General features: G+C 34.1%; 24 protein-coding genes. 15 read left to right on the top strand and 9 right to left on the bottom strand.

The genetic code is table 11. The features are described from left to right. Positions 1 to 53: 53 nt before the first annotated feature. The gene (locus tag ACKC83_RS11740) at positions 54 to 989 is read right to left on the bottom strand and encodes a peptidylprolyl isomerase (RefSeq protein ID WP_434035638.1); all 936 of its coding nucleotides are present in this window, start codon (positions 987 to 989) and stop codon (positions 54 to 56) included. A 258-nt stretch (positions 990 to 1247) separates the two neighbouring features. Between ACKC83_RS11740 and pta the strand changes: the two genes are divergently transcribed. Both pta and ACKC83_RS11730 read left to right on the top strand, forming a co-directional pair. Then, positions 1248 to 3341 carry a phosphate acetyltransferase gene (gene pta, locus ACKC83_RS11735; RefSeq protein ID WP_434035637.1) on the top strand — a complete coding sequence of 698 codons (2094 nt, stop codon included), beginning with the start codon at positions 1248 to 1250 and terminating at the stop codon, positions 3339 to 3341. A 33-nt stretch (positions 3342 to 3374) separates the two neighbouring features. Continuing rightward, positions 3375 to 4559 (top strand): acetate/propionate family kinase, encoded by a 1185-nt coding sequence (locus ACKC83_RS11730; protein ID WP_434035636.1) that lies wholly within the window; start codon positions 3375 to 3377, stop codon positions 4557 to 4559. An 86-nt stretch (positions 4560 to 4645) separates the two neighbouring features. Here ACKC83_RS11730 and recQ read toward each other — a convergent pair whose 3' ends face one another. Next, positions 4646 to 6847 (bottom strand): DNA helicase RecQ, encoded by a 2202-nt coding sequence (recQ, locus tag ACKC83_RS11725; protein ID WP_434035635.1) that lies wholly within the window; start codon positions 6845 to 6847, stop codon positions 4646 to 4648. Between the two features lie 205 nt (positions 6848 to 7052). Here recQ and ACKC83_RS11720 point away from each other — a divergent pair, with 205 nt between their 5' ends. From ACKC83_RS11720 to lptB, 4 genes are all read left to right on the top strand, one after another. Continuing rightward, on the top strand, positions 7053 to 8021 hold the full coding sequence (locus ACKC83_RS11720; protein WP_414036908.1) for a KpsF/GutQ family sugar-phosphate isomerase: 969 nt from the start codon (positions 7053 to 7055) through the stop codon (positions 8019 to 8021). After that, positions 8021 to 8863: a twin-arginine translocase subunit TatC gene (tatC, locus tag ACKC83_RS11715; RefSeq protein WP_414036909.1), complete on the top strand. Its 843-nt coding sequence runs from the start codon at positions 8021 to 8023 to the stop codon at positions 8861 to 8863. Before ACKC83_RS11720 ends, tatC begins: the two co-directional genes overlap by 1 nt. Continuing rightward, positions 8853 to 9203 (top strand): carboxymuconolactone decarboxylase family protein, encoded by a 351-nt coding sequence (locus tag ACKC83_RS11710; protein WP_414036910.1) that lies wholly within the window; start codon positions 8853 to 8855, stop codon positions 9201 to 9203. The genes tatC and ACKC83_RS11710 overlap by 11 nt, the downstream gene beginning before the upstream one ends. A gap of 93 nt (positions 9204 to 9296) precedes the next feature. Next, entirely contained in the window at positions 9297 to 10037 is a 741-nt protein-coding gene (gene lptB, locus ACKC83_RS11705) for an LPS export ABC transporter ATP-binding protein (RefSeq protein WP_382381783.1), read from the top strand. Between the two features lie 419 nt (positions 10038 to 10456). Here the strand turns inward: lptB and ACKC83_RS11700 are convergent, their stop codons facing one another. Beyond that, entirely contained in the window at positions 10457 to 11221 is a 765-nt protein-coding gene (locus ACKC83_RS11700; protein WP_434035634.1) for a CDP-alcohol phosphatidyltransferase family protein, read from the bottom strand. Between the two features lie 295 nt (positions 11222 to 11516). On the opposite strand from ACKC83_RS11700, the gene ACKC83_RS11695 reads away from it, so the two are divergent. Beyond that, positions 11517 to 12506 carry a PorV/PorQ family protein gene (locus ACKC83_RS11695; protein ID WP_434037780.1) on the top strand — a complete coding sequence of 330 codons (990 nt, stop codon included), beginning with the start codon at positions 11517 to 11519 and terminating at the stop codon, positions 12504 to 12506. A gap of 43 nt (positions 12507 to 12549) precedes the next feature. After that, positions 12550 to 14145, top strand: a complete 1596-nt coding sequence (gene lnt, locus ACKC83_RS11690; RefSeq protein ID WP_434035633.1) for an apolipoprotein N-acyltransferase — start codon at positions 12550 to 12552, stop codon at positions 14143 to 14145. A 101-nt stretch (positions 14146 to 14246) separates the two neighbouring features. Here the strand turns inward: lnt and holA are convergent, their stop codons facing one another. Next, the gene (gene holA / locus ACKC83_RS11685; RefSeq protein WP_414036913.1) at positions 14247 to 15251 is read right to left on the bottom strand and encodes a DNA polymerase III subunit delta; all 1005 of its coding nucleotides are present in this window, start codon (positions 15249 to 15251) and stop codon (positions 14247 to 14249) included. A gap of 92 nt (positions 15252 to 15343) precedes the next feature. On the opposite strand from holA, the gene ACKC83_RS11680 reads away from it, so the two are divergent. The 5 genes from ACKC83_RS11680 to ACKC83_RS11660 all read left to right on the top strand — a co-directional run bounded on the left by ACKC83_RS11680 (position 15344) and on the right by ACKC83_RS11660 (position 18613). After that, positions 15344 to 15790, top strand: coding sequence for a type I restriction enzyme HsdR N-terminal domain-containing protein (locus tag ACKC83_RS11680; protein WP_414037076.1), 447 nt, complete (start codon positions 15344 to 15346; stop codon positions 15788 to 15790). Positions 15791 to 15796: 6 nt separating this feature from the next. Next, complete coding sequence (locus tag ACKC83_RS11675; protein ID WP_434035632.1) at positions 15797 to 16795, top strand: glycosyltransferase family 2 protein; 999 nt, start codon at positions 15797 to 15799, stop codon at positions 16793 to 16795. A gap of 78 nt (positions 16796 to 16873) precedes the next feature. Then, positions 16874 to 17719 (top strand): OmpA/MotB family protein, encoded by an 846-nt coding sequence (locus ACKC83_RS11670; protein WP_414036915.1) that lies wholly within the window; start codon positions 16874 to 16876, stop codon positions 17717 to 17719. A gap of 147 nt (positions 17720 to 17866) precedes the next feature. Then, positions 17867 to 18142: a DUF202 domain-containing protein gene (locus ACKC83_RS11665; RefSeq protein ID WP_414036916.1), complete on the top strand. Its 276-nt coding sequence runs from the start codon at positions 17867 to 17869 to the stop codon at positions 18140 to 18142. Beyond that, a complete protein-coding gene (locus tag ACKC83_RS11660; protein ID WP_434035631.1) occupies positions 18143 to 18613 on the top strand; it encodes a hypothetical protein in 471 nt (156 codons plus the stop codon). Here the strand turns inward: ACKC83_RS11660 and ACKC83_RS11655 are convergent. The 5 genes from ACKC83_RS11655 to ACKC83_RS11635 form a co-directional block, all read right to left on the bottom strand. Beyond that, positions 18608 to 19255 (bottom strand): hypothetical protein, encoded by a 648-nt coding sequence (locus tag ACKC83_RS11655; protein ID WP_414036918.1) that lies wholly within the window; start codon positions 19253 to 19255, stop codon positions 18608 to 18610. The two genes, ACKC83_RS11660 and ACKC83_RS11655, sit on opposite strands and share 6 nt — an antisense overlap. After that, a complete protein-coding gene (locus tag ACKC83_RS11650) occupies positions 19252 to 20082 on the bottom strand; it encodes an ABC transporter permease (protein WP_434035630.1) in 831 nt (276 codons plus the stop codon). Before ACKC83_RS11650 ends, ACKC83_RS11655 begins: the two co-directional genes overlap by 4 nt. An 8-nt stretch (positions 20083 to 20090) precedes the next feature. Continuing rightward, the gene (locus ACKC83_RS11645) at positions 20091 to 20936 is read right to left on the bottom strand and encodes an ABC transporter ATP-binding protein (protein WP_434035629.1); all 846 of its coding nucleotides are present in this window, start codon (positions 20934 to 20936) and stop codon (positions 20091 to 20093) included. After that, entirely contained in the window at positions 20933 to 21475 is a 543-nt protein-coding gene (locus tag ACKC83_RS11640; protein WP_434035628.1) for a hypothetical protein, read from the bottom strand. The genes ACKC83_RS11645 and ACKC83_RS11640 overlap by 4 nt, the downstream gene beginning before the upstream one ends. A gap of 107 nt (positions 21476 to 21582) precedes the next feature. Continuing rightward, entirely contained in the window at positions 21583 to 22002 is a 420-nt protein-coding gene (locus ACKC83_RS11635; protein WP_434035627.1) for a nucleoside-diphosphate kinase, read from the bottom strand. An 86-nt stretch (positions 22003 to 22088) separates the two neighbouring features. On the opposite strand from ACKC83_RS11635, the gene ACKC83_RS11630 reads away from it, so the two are divergent. Then, a complete protein-coding gene (locus tag ACKC83_RS11630) occupies positions 22089 to 23105 on the top strand; it encodes a DHH family phosphoesterase (protein ID WP_434035626.1) in 1017 nt (338 codons plus the stop codon). Then, the gene (gene gldI, locus ACKC83_RS11625) at positions 23102 to 23641 is read left to right on the top strand and encodes a gliding motility-associated peptidyl-prolyl isomerase GldI (protein WP_414036924.1); all 540 of its coding nucleotides are present in this window, start codon (positions 23102 to 23104) and stop codon (positions 23639 to 23641) included. The genes ACKC83_RS11630 and gldI overlap by 4 nt, the downstream gene beginning before the upstream one ends.

Below are 23641 nucleotides of genomic sequence, written 5' to 3'. Positions count from 1 at the left end.
AAAAAAGCTGTCTTTTCAGACAGCTTTTAGCATATTTTAAGGGAATGAAAATGTTATTTAACTTCGATTAATTCTACATCAAAAATAAGTGTAGCATCTGGAGGAATTACTCCTCCTGCTCCACGAGAACCATATCCTAAATCGCTAGGAATTACTAATCTCGCTTTGTCTCCTACTTCTAACAATAAGATTCCTTCGTCCCATCCTGCGATGACTTGACCAACTCCAACTGGAAATTCGATTGGTTCTTTACGCTTGTAAGAAGAATCGAAAACGGTCCCGTCTTGTAATTGTCCTTTATAATGTACAGAAACTGTTTGTCCTGATTTTGCTTTTTTACCGCTTTTAGAAGCTTGTAAAATTTGGTAACGTAAACCACTATCTGTTTTACTAAAACCTGCTGCAATTTTATCTAAAGCTGCATCTTGCTCTGCTTTAGCTTCTGCCAAACGCTTTTCACGAGATCCTTCAAAAGTTCTAAACGCTTCAACAGCATTAAAAGCTTCTGCTTCTGCACCAACTCTAATAATTTCTAAAGTTTCTATACTATCACCTTGAGCAATAGCATCTACCACATCTTGACCTTCAACCACGTGTCCAAAAACAGTGTGTGCATTATCCAACCAAGGCGTCTCTACGTGTGTGATAAAAAACTGACTTCCATTTGTTCCAGGACCTGCATTAGCCATAGAAAGAATACCTGGACGGTCGTGCTTTAATTCTGGATGAAATTCATCATCAAATTTATATCCTGCATCACCAGTTCCTGTTCCTAACGGACATCCTCCTTGAACCATAAAATCTGGTATAACACGGTGAAATTTTAATCCGTCGTAATAAGGGGTTCCTTGTTTTTTAACTGAATTTTCTAAATTACCTTCTGCTAAAGCAACAAAATTCCCTACCGTTCCCGGCGTCTTTTGAAATTCTAAGGCTACTAAAACTGAACCTTTTGTAGTATTAAATTTCGCGTATAATCCGTCTTGCATTTGTTTCTATTTTATTAAAGTGCAAATATAGAAAAATGATTTACTAATAAAAACTACTATAGCCGTTATCATACTGTTAAAAACTTACTTCGAATTAATTTCTAAAACATGATAATAATCAGTTGCTAATCGGTATAAAAACTAGAAATTTGCAAAGATTTTTAGAATTAAAAAGGAATAAGTAACTTTTAATAACTTTATATCTCATTAAAACTCTGAAAATCATTAATTTCGCAAAAAAACAAATTAAAACTGAAAATGAGTAAAGGACTTTATATTGCCACTCTAGAACCCAATAGTGGTAAATCGATTATTTCTTTAGGGTTAATGCAAAACTTATTAGGAAAAACGGCTAAGGTTGCCTATTTCAGGCCAATTATCGACAAAGAAGATGGCGATAAACGAGACAATCATATAGATACATTACTTTCTCATTTTAACCTAGACATTCCTTATATAGAAACGTATGCATTAACTAGAAATGAAATCGTACAGAATAGAAATGCTGGAAAAATTGGAGATTCATTAGACTTAATCATTAAGAAATATAAAGCACTAGAAGAAAAGTATGATTTTATTCTAGTGGAAGGTACAGACTTCCAAGGTGAAGGTACTGTTTTTGAATTTGATTGGAACGTAAACATCGCTAAAAACTTAGGGTTACCTGCTGTTATTGTAAGTACGGCTCAAGACAAATCCTTAGAAGATTTTACTAGCAGTGCAGAAATGGCTTATAAAACATTTAAAAGTCACGATGTAGAAGTTATAGCTCTAGTAGCGAATAAAATTCAGCCTGAAAACGTAGAAATTATTCAAAATTCGGTGAGAGCATTCTTACCAGAGACTGTAGATTTTTCGACTATCCCGATGGTAAAATCTTTAGCGTCTCCTACCATGAAGGAGATTAAAGAAACCTTAAACGGTGAAGTGCTTTTTGGAGCGGAGCATTTAGGTAACTTATCTGGAAAATTTGCTGTGGGTGCCATGCAATTGCGTAATTTTTTAACACATTTACGTGAAGGTTCGGTAGTGATTACACCTGGCGATCGTGCCGATTTAATTTTAGGATCACTTCAAGCACACTTATCTAGTAATTACCCTAATATTTCTGGTATTATTTTAACTGGTGGAATTGTTCCAGAACCATCTATATTAAAGTTAATCGATGGATTAACAACTGTAGTTCCTATTATCTCTGTAAACGACGGTACATTTAATACAACCCATAGAATTGGAAATATTAAGTCTAATATCTATGCTGAAAGTAAAACTAAGATTTTAACATCTTTAGAAACGTTCCAAAAACATATACAAGCAGACCGCTTACTAGAAAAACTAACATCTTTCGAAAACAAAGTGACTACGCCACGTATGTTTCAATACAATTTAATTGAAAAAGCACGTAAAGCTAAAAAACGCATTGTTTTACCAGAAGCATCAGACCCACGTATTTTAACGGCTGCTGCGCGTTTAGAAGTGTTAGATTTAGTCGATATTATTCTTTTAGGAAACCCTAAAGAGATTAAAGAAAGAGTAACCGAACTTGGGTTGACTTTAGATTACAATAAAACAAAAGTCATTTTCCCTTCAGATTACGAAGGATTTGAAGATTACGTTGAAACCTTTTACGAGTTACGTAAACATAAAAATGTAAACATGGATATGGCAAGAGACATTATGAACGATGTGTCTTACTTCGGAACCATGATGATTTATAAAAATGACGCCGATGGTATGGTTTCTGGAGCCGTAAACACTACAGGACATACTATTTTACCTGCATTACAATTCATAAAAACTAAACCGGAATGCTCTATAGTATCGTCTGTATTCTTCATGTGTTTAGACGATCGTGTTTCTGTATTTGGTGATTGTGCTATTAACCCAAATCCAAACGCTGCCCAGTTAGCAGAGATTGCAATTTCTTCTGCTAGAAGCTCAGAGGCCTTTGGTATTGAGCCACGTATTGCCATGTTATCATACTCATCTGGATCTTCTGGAAAAGGAGAAGATGTAGATAAAGTAAGAGAAGCTACAGAAATTGTAAGAGCACAATGTCCTGAGTTAAAAATTGAAGGACCTATTCAATATGATGCCGCTGTAGACTTAAAAGTGGGGCAGAGTAAAATGCCAGGTTCTGAAGTTGCTGGACAAGCTACTGTACTTATTTTCCCTGACTTAAACACAGGAAACAACACCTACAAAGCGGTACAAAGAGAAACTGGAGCATTAGCTATCGGACCAATGTTACAAGGTTTAAACAAACCTGTTAACGATTTAAGTCGTGGATGTACTGTAGACGATATCTTTAACACGGTAATTTTAACTGCCATTCAAGCTCAAGGAATTTAACAACTATTATAAAACTATATATAAAACAAACTCATGAAAATTCTTGTTATAAACTCTGGTAGTTCCTCTATTAAGTTTCAACTTATCGAGATGCCTTCAGAAACTGTAGTCGCATCAGGACTGGTTGAACGTATTGGCTTAGAAGATGGCGCTATTCATTATAAAGATCAAAAAGACAAAATCTCTTTAACGTTACCTATCCCTAACCACGCTACAGGTTTAGCTCAAGTAGCTAAAATGTTAATGGATGAAAAAACAGGTGTAATTAAAGACGTTGCAGAAATAGACCTTGTTGGTCACCGTGTGGTTCATGGTGGAAAAAAATTCTCTGATCCTGTAGAAGTCACTCAAGAAATTAAAGATAAAATCCGTGATCTTATTTTATTAGCTCCACTTCACAATCCACCAAATTTAGATGGTATTGAAGTTGCTGAAAAAATATTTACAAAATCGAAACAAATTGCGCTTTTCGATACGGCTTTTCATCAATCATTACCAGCTGTAGCTTATAAATATGCGATCTCTAATAAATTTTTAACCGAAGATAATGTACGTGTTTACGGATTTCATGGGTTGTCTCATAAATACGTTACCGATCGTGCAGTTGAATTTTTAGATAAACCAGATGCTAAATTAATTTCTATTCACTTAGGAAATGGTTGTAGCATGACAGCTGTTCAGAATGGAAAAAGTTTAGATCACACTTTAGGATTCGGACCAAATGATGGATTAATTATGGGAACACGTAGTGGTGCCATAGACCAATCTGTTATCTTTTTCTTAATGGATAAATACAATTACACTAAAGAAGAAATTATCACTATTCTTTCTAAGGAAAGTGGTATGCTTGGTTTAACAGGTTACAGTGACTTGCGTGATATTGAAGCGCAAGCAGAACAAGGTAATAAAGATTGTATTTTAGCCTTAGAAATGAATGCGTATCGCGTTAAGAAATTTATTGGAGCCTACACAGCTGCTTTAAACGGACTTGATGCCATCATATTTACTGCTGGTATTGGAGAAAACAGTTCTACGATTAGAAAAATGATTTGCGATCAAATGGATTATTTTGGGATACATTTAGATCAAGAATTAAATGCCGAGCGTTTACCTCATATTAGAAGCATTAATACAGCCAACTCTAAAACTAAAATATTAATTGTTCCTACTAATGAAGAATTAGAGATTGCAACCGAATGTTATTCAAACTTCAAATAACATAAATTTTAGATTTATTATAAAAGAGCCTCGTTTACTTTCGTAAACGAGGCTCTTTTCAATTAAATATTAAACCAATTTAACTACTAATTTGCCACTTCGCTAATAAATTTAATACGATATAAACGTAATTCTTCATCGTCGTAATCGCCATCAAATTCTTCAATAGCTAAGTCAATTTTATCTGTTTCAGATTCCATGAAATAGTCATGAATTTCTTCTTGCTGATCTTCGTCTAAAATATCGTCGATCCAGTAATCCAAATTTAACTTTGTACCAGAAAACACGATAGCTTCCATTTCCTTAATAAAGTCTCCCATTTCCATACCTTTCGCAGAAGCGATATCGTCTAATGGTAATTTCCGATCTATATTCTGAATAATATATAATTTTAAAGCGGAATTCATCCCTGTAGACTTCACGACCAAATCGTCTGGACGCATAATGTCGTTATCTTCGACATATTTTGCTATTAAATTAACAAAATCCGACCCATATTTCTTGGCTTTTCCCTCTCCTACACCGTGCACATTAGATAATTCGGCAACCGTCATCGGGTATTTTAAAGCCATATCTTCCAATGAAGGATCTTGAAAAATAACGAAAGGTGGAACCCCTAATTTTTTAGCATTAGATTTTCGCAAATCTTTAAGCATACGCATTAGTGCTTGATCTGTTCCTGCACCACCTGCTTTAGTAATATTAGTGGCTTTCGCTTCTTGCTCGCTATTAAAAATATGATCTTCTGTCATCATAAACGAGCTAGGCGATTTTATAAATGCTTTACCTGCTTCCGTAATTTTTAATACCCCGTAGGTTTCAATATCTTTCTTTAAATATCCGGCCACCAATACCTGACGTAAAAGAGCCATCCAATATTTATCTTCTTGATGTTTTCCTAATCCGAAAAATGGCTGATCGTCTGTTTTATGAGATTTAATTAAGGCATTGGTTTTACCAATAACAACACTCACTAAATCTTTAGACTTATATTTTTCCTTCGTTTTACTAACTGTTTTTAGTAATAGAACGGCGTCGTCCTGCGCTTCTGTTTGCTTCTTTGGATAACGTACATTGTCATCCATATCGCCACCTTCACCCGTTTCATTATCATATTCTTCACCAAAATAATGAAGAATAAATTTTCGTCTAGAAATAGACGTTTCTGCGAATGCTACAACTTCTTGCAACAATGCATGACCAATTTCTTGCTCGGCAACCGGTTTCCCAGACATAAACTTCTCTAGCTTCTCTATATCCTTATAAGAATAATAAGCTAAACAATGGCCTTCTCCTCCATCTCGGCCCGCACGCCCCGTTTCTTGGTAATAACTTTCTATACTTTTTGGAATATCGTGATGAATTACAAAACGTACATCTGGTTTATCTATTCCCATTCCGAAAGCTATCGTGGCCACAATAACATCTACATCTTCCATTAGAAACATGTCTTGATGTTTTACACGTGTTTTAGCATCTAAACCTGCATGATAAGGCAATGCCTTTACACCATTAACCTGAAGCACTTGTGCTAGTTCCTCGACACGCTTTCTACTTAAACAGTAAATTATACCTGATTTTCCTTCGTTTTGTTTTACAAACCGGATAATGTCGCTATCTACTTGTTTTGTTTTTGGACGTACTTCGTAATATAAATTAGGTCGGTTAAACGATGCTTTAAAAGTAACGGCATCATGAATTCCCAAATTTTTAAGAATATCCTCTTGTACTTTAGGTGTAGCCGTTGCTGTTAATCCTATTATCGGAATAGTATCGTCTATACGTTGTATAATGTGTCTTAAGTTTCTGTATTCTGGTCTAAAGTCGTGACCCCATTCACTAATACAATGGGCTTCATCGATAGCCATAAAAGAAATTTTAACAGAACGTAAGAATTCTACATTTTCTTCTTTAGTTAAAGATTCTGGAGCGACATACAATAATTTTGTAACGCCATCGACTATATCCTGTTTAACACGTTTTATTTCTGTTTTATTAAGCGAAGAGTTTAAAACGTGCGCAATACCTTCTTCGTTAGAGATCCCACGAATGGCATCTACTTGGTTTTTCATTAGTGCGATTAAGGGAGACACAATAATCGCTGTCCCTTCTTGCATTAATGCGGGAAGCTGATAGCATAAAGATTTACCTCCTCCTGTTGGCATAATAACAAATGTATTTTTGCCGTCTAGAAGGCTTTCTATAACAGATTCTTGTAACCCTTTAAATGCGTTAAATCCAAAATGTTCTTTAAGAGCAGAATGCAAATCAATGTTAACTTTTGACATGTACTTGTTTATATTTTTATTTACACATTTAATACAGCGAAAAAAAACATGAGCTATTAGTTAATTCGTTGTATTTAGAGAACCTTCATTATTTTTTTTCGTTAGTTTTGCAATCAATTACCAAGCGAAAATTATAAAAAAAAGTTCGTTTCAGTTTAAAGGTAATAAAATCTTTAAAAGCATCAACCTAAAAAAATATTAAATTTTGAATAAAAATCATGACATTATAAACTCTGCTAAACAAGTATTTGAGTTAGAAGGTCAGTCTATATTGAATTTAAAATCATATATAAATGACAATTTCGTCAATGTTGTAGACCTCATTTACAAATCCAAAGGGCGCGTAATCATTACTGGTATTGGGAAAAGCGCGATTATCGGTAACAAGATTGTGGCCACTCTAAATTCCACAGGAACACCTGCTCTTTTTATGCATGCTGCCGAGGCCATACATGGTGATTTAGGTCTTATTTTAAAAGACGACATTGTTATATGTATTTCAAAAAGTGGAAACACGCCGGAAATAAAAGTGCTAATTCCTCTTATTAAAAGCACTAAAAATAAATTAATAGGGATTACAGGCAATGAAGATTCCTTTTTAGGACAGCATTGCGACTATTTTTTAAACACCTATGTCGAAAAAGAAGCTTGTCCGTTAAACCTAGCTCCAACAACTAGCACAACAGCCCAATTGGTTATGGGAGATGCTTTAGCCGTTTGTCTTTTAGAACTACGTGGCTTTTCGAGCGGAGATTTTGCAAAATATCATCCGGGAGGTGCATTAGGTAAAAAACTATATTTACGCGTTTCCGATATTTCTAACGATAACAACAAACCCGAAGTACACCCCGACACTAATATTAAAGAGGTTATTATAAATATCTCTAAAAACATGTTAGGTGTTACTGCTGTTATAGAAGACCAAAAAATTGTTGGTATTATTACTGATGGAGATTTAAGACGAATGCTTACAAAAACAGATCACTTTATCAATCTAACCGCTAAAGACATTATGGGAAATATGCCTAAAACCATAAATGAAAACGCCATGGCGATAGAAGCTTTAGAACTCATGGAAACTAACGATATATCTCAGCTTTTAGTTTCTAAAGACGACAACACGTACGCTGGAGTGGTACATATTCACGATTTAATAAAAGAAGGTATTATATAATGGCGAAAAAGATTAAAAAAAATATAAACGAGATGTCTTTCTTAGATCATCTTGAAGACCTAAGGTGGCATTTAATCCGAGCAACATTATCGGTAATGATCGCGGCCACATTAGCCTTTTTCGCAAAGAGCTTCATTTTCGATACTATTTTATTTGGACCAACACGTCCAAGTTTTTTTACTTATGATATTTTATGTAACATTTCGAATTACTTAGGGCTAGACGATAGTTTCTGTTTTAACGAAGCGGCTTTCAAAATACAAAGTAGAACTATGGCTGGACAATTTTCGGCCCATATTTGGACCGCAATTACGGCTGGTTTTATTATTTCATTCCCATATATTCTATATGAAATATGGCAATTTATTAGTCCTGGTATGCACGCCAACGAACGTAAAAACTCAAGAGGATTTATTTTTATCTCGTCATTTTTGTTTTTCGTAGGAGTTCTGTTTGGATACTATGTAATTTGTCCGTTATCCATCAACTTCTTAGGAACGTATCAAGTCAGTGAAAAGGTACATAACGATTTCGATTTAAGTAGTTACATTAGTTTAATTCGCTCTTCGGTAATTGCATGTGGTATTATTTTTGAGTTACCTATAATAATATATTTCTTGGCAAAAGGTGGAATTATTACCCCTGAGTTCTTAAGAAAATATAGAAAAATAGCCATGGTTATTGTACTTATTGTTTCGGCTGTAATTACACCTCCAGATATTGCCAGTCAGGTTATTGTGGCTATCCCTGTTCTTATTTTATATGAAGTGAGTATTTATATAGCCAAATTTGTAACTAGAAAAGAACGTAAAAAATCTAAAGCTTTAAAAAATGTCAGATAAAATTAACGAGTTTAACGACTATAGAGCCAAAATGAATGACCGCATTTTGAGCGATGATAATAAAATAATAAAACGCATCTTTAACTTAGATACCAATGCCTTTCAGGCAGGAGCTTTAGATGTTAAGACCAAAGAACTTCTAGGTTTAGTTGCTTCTACTGTGTTACGTTGCGACGATTGTGTAAAATATCATTTAGAAACGGCGTACAAATCTGGTTTAACACGTGCAGAAGTTGTCGAAGCTTTAAGTATTGCAACCCTTGTGGGTGGTACTATCGTTATTCCACATTTAAGGCGTGCTTACGAGTTTTGGGATGAATTAGAAGCTACCGAAGCCTAATTTAAAGTAGAAAAATCACTAACAGAAAGTGCTATGATTTTAGTATTTTAGCACTTCTGTATTTTTAAAACAGATAATAAAAAACACCGCATCGTGAAACTAAAAGCTGAACATTTAATGAAGTCCTACAACGGACGAAAAGTTGTAAAAGATGTCTCTCTAGAGGTTAATCAAGGTGAAATTGTGGGATTACTGGGTCCTAATGGAGCAGGAAAAACCACGTCTTTCTATATGATTGTTGGCTTAGTTAAACCCAATGGTGGCTCTATTTATTTAGAAGATAAAGAAATTACTAAATACCCTATGTACAAACGTGCGCAGAACGGTATTGGTTATTTGGCTCAAGAAGCCTCTGTTTTTAGAAAATTAAGTATTGAAGATAATATTTTAAGCGTATTACAGCTTACAAAAATGAGCAAAAAAGAACAGCTCATGAAAATGGAATCCCTAATTGATGAATTTAGTTTAGGGCATATTCGTAAGAGTCGTGGCGATTTATTATCTGGAGGGGAACGTAGACGTACAGAAATTGCTCGTGCCCTAGCAACCGACCCTAATTTTATTTTACTAGACGAACCTTTTGCAGGAGTAGATCCTGTGGCTGTAGAAGATATTCAGCGTATTGTAGCACAACTTACCAAAAAGAACATTGGTATATTAATTACAGACCACAACGTACAAGAAACTTTAGCCATTACAGACCGTACGTACTTAATGTTTGAAGGTGGTATTTTAAAAGCCGGAAAACCCGAAGAACTTGCCGAAGACGAAATGGTACGTAAAGTATATTTAGGTCAGAATTTCGAGCTACGTAAAAAGAAGTTAGATTTTTAAATCGTACGCTAACTTTACTTTAAGTTTTGGTAGCCTTTCGCGGTTTAGAAATTATCCCGATAAGAAATAGACTACAGATTCTGTTATAATTTGAGTAGACTCGTTTCATTGAATTACAAGTACTATCGGTGATAAAATTGGACTCTAAGTCTAAAATTGAGTTCTGATTAGATGTGATATTTTTTAAACTCGTAGGAATATAGAAATGCCAAAACCTTTTCTCACGTATTGAATTATCACGTTTATATTTTGTTATTCGCGGACAATGTTTGACATAAATCCATCTTTTAGGACAATAAGGTGCTCCCTAATCAGATCGATGATATATCAATATATTGTTATTAAAGTAAGATTCAGATATATCCAAACACCGCACAAAAATAGGTGCTTCTGAGCTTTTATTAGCCTTAAATCAGAATCTAATAACTCCCCTTGATCACCACATCTAACATAGACATTGCCACATATACCAAAATAATTAATGGAATAGCCGCGAATTGAAGAAATACAAGTAGCAACACACATACCATTAAAAAGATATATCTAACGGCATTAGATTTAAAATCCCAAGTTTTAAATTTTAAAGCAAATAACACTACAGGCGCATTTAATAAAAAGGTACTTGTTAAGGTTAATGCTATCAAAAAGCCTTGATTCATTATTATGGCATTCATCATTGCATTATGCTGTAATTCCATTATTAAAGGTAACGATATAATTAAGAGTGTATTTGCTGGAGTTGGTAGCCCTTTAAAATAATCTTGTTGTTCTTCATCTAAATTAAATTTAGCTAAACGATAGGCAGAAGACAAAGTAATTAAGAATCCTAAAAGTGGTAAAAATGATGGCATCACTGCATCTCCACTAAAAAAAGCATTCCACGAACCTGTGTCTGTAGACAGCTCCGGTTTACCCGCACTTAAAGCAAGTAATTTATACATTACAATACCTGGTACAACGCCACTTGTAACCATATCGGCCAAAGAATCTAATTGCAATCCTAATTCTGAAGACACGCCAAGTTTTCGCGCAGCAAACCCATCGAAAAAATCGAAAAACACACCTCCAAATACAAACGTTGCGGCTGCTATAAAATGATTGTGAGTTGCAAATATAACGGCAACACAACCACAAAATAAATTTAATAAAGTCAGCGCATTTGGCACATAATTCTTAATCGACATACTGTAAGTTGTTTATGTAAAAGTAATAAAGATTTATGGTCTAATATAAGACCATTTCCAAAAATAACACAATAAGCGACTATATTTTAAGTTAAATACTACGTTAAGAATTTTTACAATTCATTTTAAAATATGAATATCAACTTCATATTCGCTTTAAATAAAGTTTTTAACCCAATTAAATAATCTGCATATTTGTAAAAAATTAGAATTGAAGATACTTTTCACTTCCCTACTCCTATTACTTAGTGCATCTGCATTTAGCCAAGCAGTACGAAAATATTCTAACGAATTTATGAATATTGGAGTAGATGCCGCGGCATTAGGAATGAGCCATGCGGTTACAGCACAATCTGCCGATGTGAATTCAGGATATTGGAATCCTGCGGGATTAGTGCACTTAGAGGACAATCAGCTGTCGTTAATGCATTCTAGTTATTTTGCTAACATTGCTAATTACGATTATGTAGCCTATGCCATGCCTATAGACAACCAAAGCGCTATGGGAATTTCGTTAATTAGATTTGGAGTAGACGATATTTTAGACACCACTCAATTAATAGACGACGAAGGAAACATTAATTATGATAGAATTGAATTGTTTTCTACTGCAGATTACGGGGTAACCTTCTCTTATGCTAGACAACCTACATTTCTAGAAGGGTTTAGTTATGGTGTAAATGCCAAAGTGATTAGACGAATAATTGGAGATTTTGCTAACTCTTGGGGATTTGGGTTTGATGCTGGAATTCAGTACGAAACTAATTCTTGGAAATTTGGGTTAATGGCTAGAGATATTACGACTACGTTTAATGCTTGGCAAATCGACGAAGATAAATTTCAAACCATTCAAGATGCTATTGGTGGCGAAAACCAAGAACTTCCCGAAACTACAGAAATCACCATTCCTAAATTACAGTTGGGAATATCTAAAACCTTTATATTTAACTACGATTATTCTTTAGAAACGGCTATTGATTTACAAATGCGTTTCGCCGAAAACAACGATATTATTTCTACCAGTGTTGTGAGTATAAATCCTTCCTTTGGATTTGAATTTGGGTATTTAGATATGGTATATTTACGTGGTGGTATGGGTAATTTTCAAAACGAATTACAAATCGATAATACCGAACATGTGAGCTTTCAGCCTAGTTTGGGAGTCGGATTTAAATACCAAGGCATTCAAGTCGATTATGCATTTACAGATATTGGAGACCAAAGTGTAGCTTTATACTCGAATGTGTTTTCTTTGAAATTGGATTTTAGTATCTTTAGGCACTAATTTATAGGATGAAACAGGCCTTTAAAAAATCGGATTCAACACTTTGAAACATCTTTTATTAGCCCTTGCAACAGGATTATTATTAGCTTTAGGCTGGCCTACTTACGGATTTCCTGTACTTTTATTTGTCGCTTTTATCCCATTACTTTATGTAGCTCAACAGCTTAGAACAACGCATTCTTTAAAGTACAAAGGTTGGCGTTTATTTGGCTTGTCGTATCTAGCATTCTTTATTTGGAATTTTATTACTACCAATTGGTTGCAATACGCCGATATGTTTGGTGCTAGTTTTGCTATTTTGGTAAATAGTTTGCTCATGGCTTTTATAATTTTAATTTATCAAGCCGTTGCTAAGCGAACTACAACTAATAAATCACTTTGCTTTTTAATAACTCTTTGGATTTGTTTCGAGAAATTACATCTGGGTTGGGAATTTTCTTGGCCATGGCTTAATTTAGGTAATGCCTTTTCTGAGTATCCAAAATGGGTGCAATGGTACGAACTTACTGGAACCTTCGGCGGTACACTTTGGATATGGCTGGTAAACGTGATTCTTTTTAAAGCACTTATAACCTTTTTTGAAACTTCGGAACACAGAGTCTTAAAACGTGCAACCATTCAGACTCTAGCCATTATCTGTATTCCAATTGCCGGCTCTATAGTACGCTATTATACCTACACTCCTGAAAGTAATACTATTGAGGCCGTGGTGCTACAACCAAATATAGATCCATACAGTGAAAAATATAATGCCACCAATGAAGAGGTTGGCGTACTGTTAGAAAAATTAGCCACAGAAAAAACCACTCAAGAAACAAATCTTCTTGTGACTCCAGAGACTGTCTTGGCAGAAGGTTATGGCGTAGATTTACCACGTTTTAATAGCAGTAAAGAGTTTTTTCAAGCCAAAGCTTTTGTGTATAACTATCCCAATTTAAACTACTTATTGGGCTTTCAATTTTACCAAAAGCATACGCGTGAAGCAGATATTTTACCAACTTCCAACCAGTACAACGAACATCTTTGGGTAGATTTTTACAATTCCGCAGCACTTATAAATTCAGATAAAACACCACTAATTTATCATAAATCTAAACTAGTTGTTGGTGTAGAAAACTTTCCGTATCAAAGTATTTTAAAACCAATTATTGGCGATGCCATGTTAGATTTAGGCGGAACTGTAGCCATGAAAACGACACAAACAGAACGCTCTGCTTTCTTATTAAAGAATACTAATTATAAGGTAGCCCCTGTAATTTGTTACGAATCTGTATATGGTGAGTATGTCACAGGTTATATCAGAAACGGCGCGAATGTTTTAGCAATTATGACTAACGATGCTTGGTGGGGAAATACGCAAGGGCATAAGCAACATTTAAGTTTGGCTAGACTTAGAGCTATAGAAACACGTCGCGCTATTGCAAGAAGTGCGAACACCGGAATTTCAGCTTTTATTAGTCCGAAAGGCGAGCTTTTGCAAACCTTAGCTTATGACACACAAGGAAGTTTAAAAGCAGATATTCCAGTAAATACCAACCTAACGTTCTATGTTAAAGCAGGAGACTATATTGCTAGAATAAGTATGTTCCTTGCTTTGGGGATATTTTTTATAACATTCTTCAGAAAAGAGAAAAAGTAAGTCATCTTTTAAAGTCGTTGCATGAATACAACTTTATTATCCGATAACACTAACTCACATTTATAACAGACGTTAAGCTATTTTTATTCTTTTCTAAATTTTTAAAACATTAAAAGCACCAAAAGTTCTTTTAGCAAATCGCCCTGTGGCACCGCGTTAGATCCCACACCTTTACTTTTTACATCGAATTCGCGCAGTGTTGCAATATTAGCACTTACCTTTTTCATAGGATAATTCCGTAATGCTACGAGATATTCATCTACGAAATACGGGTTAATTTTTATTGCTGAAGCCACATTTCTTGGATTCTTATCCGCTAAACCATGAACTTGTAACAATTGCGAGAAAAATGAGAACACTAAAGACACCGTAACCACCATAGGATTGTCCTTGGGGTTTTCTGCAAAATATTTAACAATACGTTGCGCCTTTAGCACATCCCTCGCTCCTATGGCTTTACGTAATTCAAAATTATTATAATCCTTACTAATCCCTATATTTTCTTCGATATGTTCGGGTGTAATCTGACTATCTTTTGGTAATACAATCTGTAATTTATCTAATTCATTACTTATTTTACTCAAATCGTTCCCTAAAAACTCCACTAACATTTGGGCTGCTTTAGGCGTAATGGTATACGATTTTGGCGCTAAAATACGACGAATCCAATCTGCAACCTGATTTTCGTAAAGCTTCTTACTTTCAAAAACAACCCCCGTTTTTTTAATGGTTTTGTAAACAGCCTTACGTTTATCTACCGTTTTATATTTATAGTTTAAAACTAAAATAGTAGACGGTTGTGGGTTTTTAGCATAATCTACCAATTTATCTATAGTTCGCGATAAATCTTGAGCTTCCTTTACAATAACAACCTGGTATTCGGCCATCATAGGATATCGTTTGGCTTGTCCCACAATATCTTCTACAGTCACATCGCGACCATACAATACCATTTGATTAAAGCCTTTTTCTTCCTCATTTAAAACATGATCTTCAATATAATCGGAAAGCTTATCTATATAATAGGTTTCTTCTCCCATTAAAAGATAAATAGGTTTTAATTTTTTCTCCTTTATATCGGCAACTAATTGTTTTATCTCGTCCAAACTGTAAACTATCTAGGATTATTCCAAAAATACCCTCTTGGAATTTGGTTTTTGAATTTTGAAATCTAACTTTGAAAATTCAAGACTTAGCAATGCAAGAACTAAACTTTCCGAAGTTTTCATTTCGATTCAAAAATAGCGAAAATAAAATTTCTATTTTTGATGATATCCGTAAAAAATTTGTGATTCTTCAACCCGAAGAATGGGTACGCCAACATTGTGTACACTATTTAATACAAGTTAAAGGTTACCCCAAATCACTTATAAATGTTGAAAAGGAATTAATAGTAAACAAGTTACGTAAGCGCTACGATATCGTCATTTTTAATTCCGATGGAAGCATTCATGTTATTGTAGAATGTAAAGCGCCTAAAATAAATATTACGCAAACCACCTTCGACCAAATTGCACGATATAATTTAACCCTAAACGCGAGCTATTTAATGGTTACAAACGGATTAAATCATTATTATTGCCAGATGGATTTTGAAGCCGAAAAATATAATTTCTTACAAGACATTCCTAATTACAAGGCCTAACAGATTATGAAAATTGCTATTGCTATATTAAATTGGAATGGAGCAACGTTACTAAAACAGTTTCTACCCTCTGTAATTTTAAATTCGGAAGGCGCCGATATTTATGTAATTGATAATGCGTCTACAGATGAATCTGTTAACCTTCTAAAAAAAGAATTTCCTTCGGTAGGCATCATATTAAATTCGGAAAACGGTGGCTATGCAAAAGGCTATAACGACGGTTTAAAACACATAGATGCAGACGTTTATTGTTTATTAAATAGCGACATCGAAGTCACTCCAAATTGGCTATCGCCTATAAGAGATGCTTTTAAGCAAGAGGCTAAAACCGCTATACTCCAACCTAAAATTTTAGATTTTAAGAATAAAGAGTATTTTGAATACGCTGGCGCCTCTGGTGGCTTTATAGATAAATATGGCTATCCGTTTTGTCGCGGTCGTATTTTTGACACGTTGGAAAAAGATAACGGACAGTACAATTCTAATATAAATATAGACTGGGCCACTGGTGCTTGTCTGTTTGTAAGATCGGACGTGTTTAACACTATAAATGGATTCGACAATGCTTTTTTTGCCCATATGGAGGAAATTGATTTATGTTGGCGCACCAGAAATTTGGGGTACTCCATAAAGTGTATTCCTGCATCGCAAGTTTATCATGTTGGTGGTGCCACGTTAAATGCCTCGAATCCGAAGAAAACCTACCTTAATTTCAGGAATAGTTTATTCACTTTAGTAAAAAATGCAAGCGGCAATATACTCGCTATAATCTTCATTAGAATGCTGTTAGACGGCGTTGCCGGACTTCAGTTTTTATTACAATTAAAATTTAAGCATTTCATTGCAATAATTCACGCACATTTCAGTTTTTACATACAGTTATCGGAAGTATTAAAGGAAAGAAAAACACTTGTACAGCCCCAAAACTCCTATAAATCAGAATTAATAGTTTGGGATTATTTTGTTAAAAAGAAACAAAAGTATAGTGAATTGAAAAATACTTAGCAAAAGTTTTGTTAAACGCTATTTTAACATCTTTTTTTTCATATTTTTGATATGTTTAAATGTAATTTAAGAATTATTATGAAGAAACTAATTTTAAGCAGTGTAGCTGCTTTACTCCTATTATCATCATGTGTATCTAAAAAAGATTACGCAGCACTAGAATCTAAGCAAAAAGAAACTCAAGATTTATTAAATACAGCAACAGTTAAACTGAATAGTTGTTTAACAGAAAAAGCTGCGGCTACTGCTAGAGCGGAAGCCTTGAAAGATCAAATTACCGATTTAATTGACACTAAAGGGAATTTAACAACTCTGACTCAAAAAGGTGCAGAGAACTTAGAGAAATCTTTAGAAAGCATGAAAGAAAAGGATCTTAAAATCACAAGATTGCAAGATGCTTTAACTAGAAAAGACAGTGTTACTTTAGCAGTTGTTACTAGTTTAAAGAAAGAAGTTGGTATTAACGATCCAGACATCGAAATCAATGTAGAAAAAGGTGTTGTATTTATCTCTATTGCTGATAAATTATTATTTAGAAGCGGAAGTTATATCGTAACAGATAAAGCTAAAGATGTTTTAGCTAAAGTTGCTAAAGTTGTAAATAGCAAACCAAACTTTGAAGCTATGGTAGAAGGTCACACAGACAACGTACCTTACAAAAAAGGTGGTATTCTTGAAGACAACTGGGACTTAAGTGTTAAACGTGCTACATCTGTTGTAAGAGTATTACAAGAAATGAACGTTAATCCTGCACAATTAATTGCAGCTGGTAGAAGTCACTACGTACCATTAGTAGATAATGATACTGCAGAGAACAGAGCTACAAACAGACGTACTCGTATTGTTGTACTTCCTAAAATTGACCAATTCTACGAAATGGTTGAAAAAGAAATGAAAAGCATGGTAGAAGCTGATAAGCAATAAGCCATTTTCACTTATATACTAAAAAGCTCAATCGCAAGATTGGGCTTTTTTTATAGCTTTACTTTTGAAAAATTAAAATAGAAGTTTAGCTTTGAGTATCTTTAATTTTAGACAACTAAACAAATAACAAACTCAAAGTAGCATATCATGGCTGAAGACAACATAACCCCACCAGCTTTAATTACACGAGATTGGCTAGCAATAGAACGAACTAAACTCGCAAACGAGCGCACCTTTCTGGCTTATTTTAGATCATTTATGGTGTTTTTAGGAACAGGACTCACCATAATTAAACTACATATGCTAGAACAGATGGAATGGTTTGGCATTGTTTTAATCGTTATGGCTCCCATTATATTAGCCATAGGTGCATATAGATTAATAAAAGTAAGACGTGTTATTAGAGCCCATTATAACGTATAAATGAAAGCAGCCACAGTACGAGAATTAAAAATAGAATTAAAAGATCAAACGCAAGACGAGCTTATCGCACTATGCTTACGTTTATCGAAGTTTAAAAAAGAAAATAAAGAGCTACTCACCTACTTACTGTTCGAATCTCACGACGAAGCCGAATACATAAACCAAATTAAAACTGAAATCTCGGAACAGTTTACTACCATTAATACCAATAGTTATTTTTATATAAAAAAAAGTGTACGCAAAATATTGCGCCAACTTAAAATCTACGTTAGATATTCAGGAAAAAAAGAAACTGAAGTGGAACTTTTATTATTTTTCTGTGCCGAATTGAAAGCATTTAAGCCGTCTATTAAACGTAATGCGACCCTAACAAACTTATACGACAGGCAGATTGCTAGTATACAAAAAAGCATTTTAACGCTACATGAAGATTTACAATACGATTATACCCTAGAATTGGAACAATTATAAATAGTCTATACTATAATTAGTCATTTTTAACGTGATTTTTCCTGTTTTCACACCTTCTTCTCGCATTTGCTTTCTATCGATAGAGGTGTCTTTTCCCATATAGTTTAATGGAATTTTTAAACGTTCAATTTCAAAATTCACATCTACAAGCTCTGGCAATATGTCATCTTCATTTTCAAAATGAAAGTGTAAAGTATAGGTTCCGTTTTTCTTGGTGTTAATTTCCGTTTCCGTAATTCTCGCCTGTACTGTATCTATCAATAAAGTGGCTATGGAAAAATCGGCACGTTTATCGGTAGGAATAATATTAATGGCTTTGTAAGATACTCCATTTCTTATCTCTTCGCCACGATCTACCGTAATAAACGGATATTCAAATAACTGTTGCAAAGAAAAATCTAATCCTCGTTTCGGGATCATTACGAAGTCAGACGATTCAAACATGGCTTTTTCTCCTTTAGTATAAGTCATTTTAGCATGCTTGGTTGGCATATTTATAAAGCTTATATCTACATCCAATTGTATATCTACTGTAAATGCTTCAACAGTATCCATTCGGGATTTAACAGCTAATAAATCGGCATCAATCTCCTGAGCTACAGCAGTCGAAACACAAAAAAACAAAATTAAAAATCGTATCATCCTATATCTTTTTTATTAAAAACGTAAATACCAATCCCCATAAGTAATGCAATATAAACGCTTAAAAACAGTGTGTTTTGTAATATAGTGTCCCAAGGAATTTCGGTATAAAAAAAGTACTGCCAAGTATCGTTTAACTTGGCAAAAAATAAACGGTTAATCCAGGCGATTCCAAAATCTACTTTCAATAAAATATTAGACAGAATTAAAAAAAATGCAGAAACAATCCACGTCTTTGTGGCTTCTTTTAAAAATACTGCAATAGTTAGACTCGCTACCGAAAAAAAAACCATGGAAAATGCACCCGACACAAAAGCCCATTTTAGGCGATATAAAGCATCTTGTTGTTCAAAGAAATTTAGAGCATTTAAGTAGACAATTAAATCTCCTTTTCCGAAAATCCCATACGACAATACAAATGCCGAAAGGGCAACAAAAAATACAACAACTAAAGTAAAAATAACCGCCACGATGTATTTACTTAGAATAAATTTCCATTTACTAATGGGTTGCAACATCATGGCTTGTACAGTTCTGTCTTTATATTCCGATGTTAATGTTCCGGATACGATAATCATTAAAATTAAAGGCAAGTGAAACCATAATGTATTTAAAATTAAATAGACTAGAAGGTTTCCGTTAAGCAAACTCCCCTCGAAATAGAAGGTTTGCTTTAAATTATCTAGTAAAATATCTATAATACTAGTACCCTGAAAATATGCACTAACCAATACTACAGCTTCAATTATAAATAAAGCCACCAAAGCATAATAGGTTTTACTTTGCTTGTAGAGTTTATAAAACTCTGAAGAAATTAATGCGCGCATATTTAGGGTTATTGAAACAGTTTATCCATATCTAATTCAGGAACACAGGAGGTAATAAAAATGTGTTCTTCCGATAGTTCTTGAATTAATTTAGGGACTTGGTTAGTACTTATAGAAACCTGTGCAATTTCACCTTTAAAATTTACATTGTACCGTTTTAAAGCTTGAGAAGCTTTTATATTTGGTGCGCTAAAACTAAAACTATTTGTATTTTCTAAAATGATATCCTGCGCGAGCCCCGATTTAATAATTTCACCTGCTTTAATCACATACATCGTATTACATATTTTACTAAGCTCATCAATAATATGAGATGAAATTAAAATAGCCAAATGCTCTTTCTCTGCTAAATCGATAATTAACTTTCTTAAGGCTGAAATTCCTAAGGGATCTAATCCAGAAAAAGGTTCGTCCAGGATTAAACATTTCGGATTATTTAATAATGCAATGGCAATGCCCAAACGCTGTTTCATCCCCATAGAGTAATTCCGTACGGGATCTGTTCTTTCTATAGGTAGACCTACTTGTTGCAACCGATTATAAATATCTGTGGAAGTTACTTTTAATCCTTGACTTTTGCAGAACAAATTCAAATTATCGTAAGCATTTAAATAATCGTATAGTGCCGGTTTCTCTATAATTCCACCTATGGGCTTAATTCCTTGGGCTTTTAAATTAACATGGCCAGAATCAGGTTTAACCAGTCCTAAAATAATTTTAAATAAAGTTGTTTTTCCCGCACCATTAGCGCCCAATACACCACAAATTTCTCCAGCCTTGCATTGCATATTCACGGACTTTAAAACGTGTAATTTATGGTACGATTTACACAAATCGGTTACGACTAACATCATGAAGTTAACTTGGGTTGAATGTCTTTAAAATTGAATTTGGGCGTATAACTACGCTCTAAAAACGTGCGCGACCAGAAAGCTTTACGAAATAAAAACAAAGGATCTTTAACCATAAAATAAGGCACATAATGAAACCATTTTACACCGTGTTGCTTATAGTAATTATTCACTTTATGTTCTATTCCTAATTCACTAGCGGCAACCAAAGCGGCTTCTCGCTGGCATTTAGAAATCATGTAATTTGCAGCAATACGTTTCCTAAATCCGTATTCGAAAAACTGATCTTTTGCCCGTTTGTAATTCTGATAACGCGACCAGCCATCCATTAAAACTAAAAATATGTGGACAAACGAAAAAAGGAAACACCAAATCCAGAAGCCCTGGATCCATAAATTATCTTTTTGAAATGAGGCTTTTAGAAATTTCCAATACACCCAAGATTCTAAGATAAAAAGGAAAAGTGAATAGTATAATAACCTACCTACCCTTAGGTAAGACACAATAGCACATGGCTGTTTCGGTAAATTCACAACTTCCATAATGGAAAAATAAATAAATCTTTAATAGATTCAAATTTTAAATTGTCTTAAAATAAAAAAACCTGTAAAAATTTACAGGCTTTAAATATTTTATCAAGATTTTTCACTTAAAACATCTCTCTTCCTGAGAAATGAAATGCACCTTCTATTGCAGCATTTTCATCACTATCACTACCATGTACGGCATTTTCTCCGATAGATTTAGCAAACAATTTACGAATTGTGCCTTCGGCAGCTTCCGCAGGGTTAGTTGCTCCAATAAGTGTTCTAAAGTCTTCAACTGCATTTTCTTTTTCTAAGATTGCAGCAACGATAGGTCCTCTAGTCATAAATTCTACTAGTTCACCAAAGAAAGGTCTCTCATTATGGATTGCATAAAATTCTTGAGCATCTGCAATTGTCATTTGCGTTAATTTTAGTGCAACGATTCTAAATCCTGAAGCATTGATTTTTTCTAAAATTGCGCCAATGTGTCCGTTTTCAACCGCATCCGGCTTAAGCATTGTAAAAGTTCTATTTGTTGCCATTCTTTTTATAAATTTGTGCCAAAAGTAATATATTTCTTAAGAAATACAATATAATCGCATATTAAAAAATTGTATCTTCGCCCCTTATGACATCAGCAGAAATCACCCAAATAAAAGTACTTTTAAGTACTCCAAAAAAAATTATAATTGTTCCTCATAAAAATCCAGATGGAGATGCTATGGGGTCTACCTTAGCGTTATATCATTATTTAAAATCGGCTAATCACGATGCCATCGTCATGGCTCCAAACGATTATCCGCACTTTTTAAAATGGCTACCAGGAGACGAAACCGTCTTAAAATATGAGGCCGAAACAGAACGTTGTAATACATTATTACAAGACGCCGACATTATTTTTACATTAGATTTTAATGCCTTACACCGCGTCGGACAAATGGGCGATGGTATTGGAGACAGTCAAGCCATTAAAATCATGATTGACCACCACCAACAACCAGACGATTATGCAAAATTTGTGTTTTCTGACGTTAGTATGAGTTCTACCTGCGAAATGGTATACCTTTTTATTCAGATGTTAGGCGACGAAAATAAAGTTACCGCAGATATTGCAACCTGTCTATACACAGGAATTATGACGGATACTGGCTCTTTTAGATTCTCTTCAACAACCAGCCAGACTCATGAAATTGTAGGCAAACTAATTGCGAGCGGTGCGAACAACTCCGATATTCATAATGCCATTTACGATACCAATAGCTATGCTAAACTTCAGCTTTTAGGTTGTGCTTTAAAAAACTTAAAAGTCATTCCTGAATTAAGAACAGCATATATTACCTTGTCTCAAGACGAGTTAAATCAATTCGATTTTAAAAAAGGAGACACTGAAGGTTTTGTAAATTATGGATTATCTCTAGATAATATAATTTTCGCTGCTATTTTTATAGAGCATAAAAAAGATAACATTATTAAAATATCGTTACGCTCTAAAGGCGATTTTTCTGTAAACGAATTCTCCAGACAGTATTTTGAAGGCGGTGGCCACACCAATGCTGCAGGAGGAAAAAGCGATTTGAGTTTAGAGGAAACCGTTGAAAAATTTATTACTATATTACCCGATCATAAAAAGGAACTAGTCTCATGAAAAAAATCGGATGGTGTTGTTTGGTCATTTTAAGTGTACTAAGCTGTAAATCTCCAGAGGCAAGACGACCAATTTCTGTAAAAAGTGGTTCGTTTGTAACGGAATCTATAGAGCGAAACATTAAATTATACGAAAACGAGAAAACACGTTTTCAAGATATTATGGATGCAAATCCAGACCAAGACTATTTAACTTCTCAAAACGGCTTTTGGTATACTTATAATACGAAGGTAGAATCGGACTCCTTGCCAAATCCAAATTTTGGAGATCTTGTAAAGTTCGATTATAACGTTAAAAATATAAATGGAGAATTGGTTTATTCATTCTCAGAAACTAAGCCCGACACCTATATTGTAGATAAACAGGAATTATTTACCGGTTTACGCGAAGGACTAAAACTAATGAAAGCTGGAGAAACAGCAACATTCTTGTTTCCTTCGGCAATTGCTTATGGCTATTATGGCGATCAAAATAAAATAAAAACAAATACACCACTTATTTGTAAAGTAACAATTCATTCAATAACCGAAAATTAA

The organism is Formosa bonchosmolovskayae, assembly GCF_051016085.1.
Taxonomy (GTDB): Bacteria; Bacteroidota; Bacteroidia; order Flavobacteriales; family Flavobacteriaceae; genus Formosa.
This window is presented reverse-complemented; position numbering and strand designations above follow the sequence as displayed.

Excerpts from the sequence above, each read along its gene's own strand:
- gldI (WP_414036924.1), top strand. The coding sequence starts at position 23,102 with ATGAAAAAAATCGGATGGTGTTGTTTGGTCATTTTAAGTGTACTAAGC.
- pta (WP_434035637.1), top strand. The coding sequence starts at position 1,248 with ATGAGTAAAGGACTTTATATTGCCACTCTAGAACCCAATAGTGGTAAA.
- recQ (WP_434035635.1), bottom strand. The coding sequence starts at position 6,847 with ATGTCAAAAGTTAACATTGATTTGCATTCTGCTCTTAAAGAACATTTT.
- ACKC83_RS11665 (WP_414036916.1), top strand. The coding sequence starts at position 17,867 with ATGGCTGAAGACAACATAACCCCACCAGCTTTAATTACACGAGATTGG.
- ACKC83_RS11650 (WP_434035630.1), bottom strand. The coding sequence starts at position 20,082 with ATGCGCGCATTAATTTCTTCAGAGTTTTATAAACTCTACAAGCAAAGT.
- ACKC83_RS11630 (WP_434035626.1), top strand. The coding sequence starts at position 22,089 with ATGACATCAGCAGAAATCACCCAAATAAAAGTACTTTTAAGTACTCCA.
- ACKC83_RS11740 (WP_434035638.1), bottom strand. The coding sequence starts at position 989 with ATGCAAGACGGATTATACGCGAAATTTAATACTACAAAAGGTTCAGTT.
- tatC (WP_414036909.1), top strand. The coding sequence starts at position 8,021 with ATGGCGAAAAAGATTAAAAAAAATATAAACGAGATGTCTTTCTTAGAT.
- ACKC83_RS11670 (WP_414036915.1), top strand. The coding sequence starts at position 16,874 with ATGAAGAAACTAATTTTAAGCAGTGTAGCTGCTTTACTCCTATTATCA.
- ACKC83_RS11640 (WP_434035628.1), bottom strand. The coding sequence starts at position 21,475 with ATGGAAGTTGTGAATTTACCGAAACAGCCATGTGCTATTGTGTCTTAC.
- ACKC83_RS11655 (WP_414036918.1), bottom strand. The coding sequence starts at position 19,255 with ATGATACGATTTTTAATTTTGTTTTTTTGTGTTTCGACTGCTGTAGCT.
- ACKC83_RS11680 (WP_414037076.1), top strand. The coding sequence starts at position 15,344 with ATGCAAGAACTAAACTTTCCGAAGTTTTCATTTCGATTCAAAAATAGC.
- ACKC83_RS11660 (WP_434035631.1), top strand. The coding sequence starts at position 18,143 with ATGAAAGCAGCCACAGTACGAGAATTAAAAATAGAATTAAAAGATCAA.
- ACKC83_RS11730 (WP_434035636.1), top strand. The coding sequence starts at position 3,375 with ATGAAAATTCTTGTTATAAACTCTGGTAGTTCCTCTATTAAGTTTCAA.
- ACKC83_RS11635 (WP_434035627.1), bottom strand. The coding sequence starts at position 22,002 with ATGGCAACAAATAGAACTTTTACAATGCTTAAGCCGGATGCGGTTGAA.
- ACKC83_RS11675 (WP_434035632.1), top strand. The coding sequence starts at position 15,797 with ATGAAAATTGCTATTGCTATATTAAATTGGAATGGAGCAACGTTACTA.
- ACKC83_RS11710 (WP_414036910.1), top strand. The coding sequence starts at position 8,853 with ATGTCAGATAAAATTAACGAGTTTAACGACTATAGAGCCAAAATGAAT.
- ACKC83_RS11695 (WP_434037780.1), top strand. The coding sequence starts at position 11,517 with ATGAATATTGGAGTAGATGCCGCGGCATTAGGAATGAGCCATGCGGTT.
- ACKC83_RS11700 (WP_434035634.1), bottom strand. The coding sequence starts at position 11,221 with ATGTCGATTAAGAATTATGTGCCAAATGCGCTGACTTTATTAAATTTA.
- ACKC83_RS11645 (WP_434035629.1), bottom strand. The coding sequence starts at position 20,936 with ATGATGTTAGTCGTAACCGATTTGTGTAAATCGTACCATAAATTACAC.